General features: G+C 79.7%; 1 protein-coding gene and 1 pseudogene. One reads left to right on the forward strand and one right to left on the reverse strand.

Annotation, left to right across the window (positions count from 1 at the left end; translation table 11 throughout):
- Positions 1 to 43: 43 nt before the first annotated feature.
- Positions 44 to 2,344 (forward strand): annotated as a pseudogene (locus MW084_RS24685) (helix-turn-helix transcriptional regulator); the annotation flags it as partial.
- Between the two features lie 113 nt (positions 2,345 to 2,457).
- Here MW084_RS24685 and MW084_RS23315 read toward each other — a convergent pair.
- On the reverse strand, positions 2,458 to 2,673 hold the full coding sequence (locus tag MW084_RS23315) for a hypothetical protein (RefSeq protein WP_010471775.1): 216 nt from the start codon (positions 2,671 to 2,673) through the stop codon (positions 2,458 to 2,460).
- Between the last annotated feature and the right edge of the window lie 769 nt (positions 2,674 to 3,442).

Consider the following 3,442-nt stretch of genomic DNA (forward strand, 5'->3'; position numbering starts at 1 on the left):
GGACAGCCCCGGCACCGGCCCGTGGCCGGGGCCGCCNGCCGCNGGCCCGGACGCCGGCGGCCCGCCCGCCGCCCTGTGGGTCCCCTCCGAGGCCGACGTACTGCTCGTCCCGCCGCTCCAGGCCGACGAGATCGCCGAACTCCTCGCCCACCACCGGCTCGCCTCGCGCATGGCCGGCCGCATCCACCAGGCGAGCGGCGGCAACCCCCGCCTGGCCCTGGCCGTCGGGCGCTCCCTGGCCGACGCCCGCACCCCCGTGCACCACGCCGAGGCGCTGCCGCTGTCCGGCCGCGCCCGCGACCTCGCCCGCCGGATGCTGGCCCCCGCGACGCCGCCGGTGCGCGCCGCGCTCCTCCTCGCCGCGCTCGCCCTGCGCCCCACGACCGCCCTCGTCCGCCGGGCCGGCCGGCCCACCGCCGAGGCCGAACTCGTCGCCGCCGAGCGGGCCGGGCTGATCTCGCTCACCGAGGACGGCGCTGTCGCCTTCACCGCCGGGCTGCTCCCCACGACCCTCGTCCACGACACCTGCTGGACCTCGCGGAGCCGGGCGCACACCGCGCTCGCCCGCGTCGTGGACGACCCCGTCGAGGCCGTCCGGCACCGGGCGCTGGCCACCGACGTCCCCGACGAGGGCCTCGCCGCCGAGGTCGCCGCCGCCGCGGAGACCGTACGCCGCCGGGGCAACAACGCCCTCGCCGCCGAACTGGCCCTGCTCGCCGCCGAGCTGACCCCCGTCCACCTCGGCGGCCGCCGCATCGCCCGGCTCGCCGACGCCGCCGAGGAGGCCGCCCGCGCCGCCCGCGCCGACCTCGCCCTGCGCGCCGCCGCGGACCTCCTCGCCCGCGACGCCGCGCCCGAGGACCGGGTACGGGCCCGGCTCGCCGTCATCGACACCGCGAGCCAGGGCCTCACCGACCTCGACGAGCTGTACGTCCACGCGATGGAGGACTCCGAGGGCTCGCCGGCCCTGCGGGCCGCCGTCCAACTGCGCCTCTCCGTCAAGCACGTCCTCGCCGACGCGGACCCGGTCCGCTCGCACGCCGCCGCGGTCGAGTCCGCCGCCCTCGCCGCCTCGGTCGGCGACCGCCGCACCGCCGCGCAGGCACTCACCCAGAAGGCCCGCATGGACCGCGTCCTCGGCTCGCCCGACGCGGAGCGGACCCTCGCCGAGGCCCGCGCCCTGGAGAGGGCCGACCGGCCCCTCGGAGTCCGCAACGCCGCCCAGATCCTGACGATCCGCCACGCCCTCTTCGACGACCGGCTCACCGAGGCCCGCGACGAGATCAACGCCCTCCTCCCGCTGGTCGAACGGCGCGGCTCCGTCGAGGACGCCATCGAGCTGCTCCACACCCTCGCCGCCGTCGAGGCCCGCCTCGGCCAGTGCGCCGCCGCCCTCCAGCACGCCCACCGCTCCCTCGCCCTCACCCTGGAGGCCGGCCTGTCGCCCGGCCCCGCCTGGTACACGCTGGCCCTCGCGGAGACGGCGGGCGGCTCCTTCGCCCGCGCCATGAGCTACGCCCGGCGCAGCGCCCAGGCGTCGGAGGAGGAGGGCGACCGGGTCTTCCTCTCCCGCGCGCTGTACGTCCTGGGCCGGGTCCAGCTCGTCACCGGGGACGTCGCCGCCGCGCTGGACACGCTGCGCCGGGTCCAGGAGGGCGAGCGCACCCTGCGGACCGTCGACCCGTCGCTGCTGCGCTGGCACGAGGAGCTCGCCGAGGTCCTCCTCGCCCACGACGCCCGGGAGGAGGCCGAGCGCCTGCTCGACGAGGTGTCCCCGGTCGCCGAGCGCCTCGGCCGTACGACGGTGCTGCTCGGCTGCGCCCGCGCCCGGGCGCAGTGCCTGGCGGCGGCCGGCCGGCCGGAGGAGGCGGCCGCGCTGCTCGTGGAGACCGCCGAGCGGTTCGCCGCGCACGGCCTCGTACTGGAGCAGGGGCGGTGCCTGATCGCCCTGGCGCGGGTGGAGCGGCGGCGGCGCAGGCGCTCCGCGGCCCAGCAGGCGCTGAACGCGGCGGTCGCCGTCTTCGAACGGGCCGGGGCGGCGCCCTGGCTGGAACTGGTCGCCGAGGGGCCGTCCCGCGCCGAGACGGCCCCCGTGGGGGCGGGCGCGCTGTCCCGGCTCACCGAGGCGGAGGTGCGCCTCGCGCGGATGGTGGGGCAGGGGGCGAGCAACCAGGAGGCGGCGGCCCGGCTCTACCTGAGCGTCAAGACCGTCGAGGCGCGGCTGACGCGCATCTACCAGAAGCTCGACGTGCGGTCCCGCGCCCAGCTGGCCACGGTCATCAACACGGCTCCGGCGGGTCCCTCCGGCGCGGCCCCGGCCGACCGGGCCGACGCCCCCGGCTGACCGGGGCGCCCTCCACCGGCCGGGCGACCGGCGCCGCGGGTCGCGGCTCCCGGACACGGCACCGCCGCGCGGCCGGAACGCCGCGCGGCGGGTGGGGNGNNNGGGGAGAGGGGTCAGTGCCGTACGGTCTCGCCGGCCGTGTGGGGGGCGAGGCCCTGCGAGGCCTTCCCGGTGACACCGTCGACCAGTGCCGTGACGTCGTCCGCGCCGACCATGGTGCCCGCTTCGGGCAGGCCGCTGCCGACGGCGGCGTGCGAGGACGGGGTGAGCAGGGACGTGACGACGCCGGCGGCGAGGGACGCCACCGCGAGCATGCTGCGCTTCTTCATGCCCGGAACAACTGCCGAGGCGCCCCCGGGTCACGGTCCGCCGCCGGTGAATTCCGGCCGCTTCGGACCGGTCGCCCAGGGGGCGGGCCGCCGGCCTCCCCGCCGTCGCGGGGCCCGGANGGNCCGCCGGCCCCCGCCGNCCCCCGGCCGGCTCCCGCCGCCGGTCCGTCGTCCGTCCCCCGGACGGCCCCGGGGGCCGGTCCCCGGGATCACCCGGACGGAGGGCGGGAAGGGCCCCGGGTGCGGTCGCGGGTGCGGTCGCGGGAGGCCGGTGCCCGGCCGCCGCGGCGCTTCCCGGAGGTGCCACCGCCGTCCGGCGCCCGCGCCCGCCCGCCGGGCGCCTCCCGCGCGGGTGGGCCTCCGGACCCGCTCGGCGGTTGCCGGTGAGGGGCCCGCTTCGCCGCGGGGACGGACCCGGCTCCCGGGAGGGGAGGCGCCCGGTTCCCGATCCCTCCCGTGCCCGGACTCCGTCCGGGGCCGCCTACGGCCCCGTGGCCGGGTCCGTGCCGGGATCCGCGGGGGAGCCGTTCGACGGCGGCGTGTCCGTGGCCGTCTCACCGGAGGCGCCTCCGGGGGTGGTTCCGCCGGAGGCGTCTTCGGGAGGGGTCCCGCCGGAGGCGTCCCCCGGAGGTGTTCCGCCGGAGGTGTCCCCCGAGGTGTCCCCCGAGGTGTCCCCTGGGGTGGTTCCGCCGGAGGTGTCCCCCGGAGTGGTTCCCCCCGAGGTGTCCCCGGGGGGCGTTCCGCCGGAGGTGTCCCCCGGGGACGTCCC

This window comes from Streptomyces sudanensis (genome assembly GCF_023614315.1).
In the GTDB taxonomy this organism is placed as follows: domain Bacteria; phylum Actinomycetota; class Actinomycetes; order Streptomycetales; family Streptomycetaceae; genus Streptomyces; species Streptomyces sudanensis.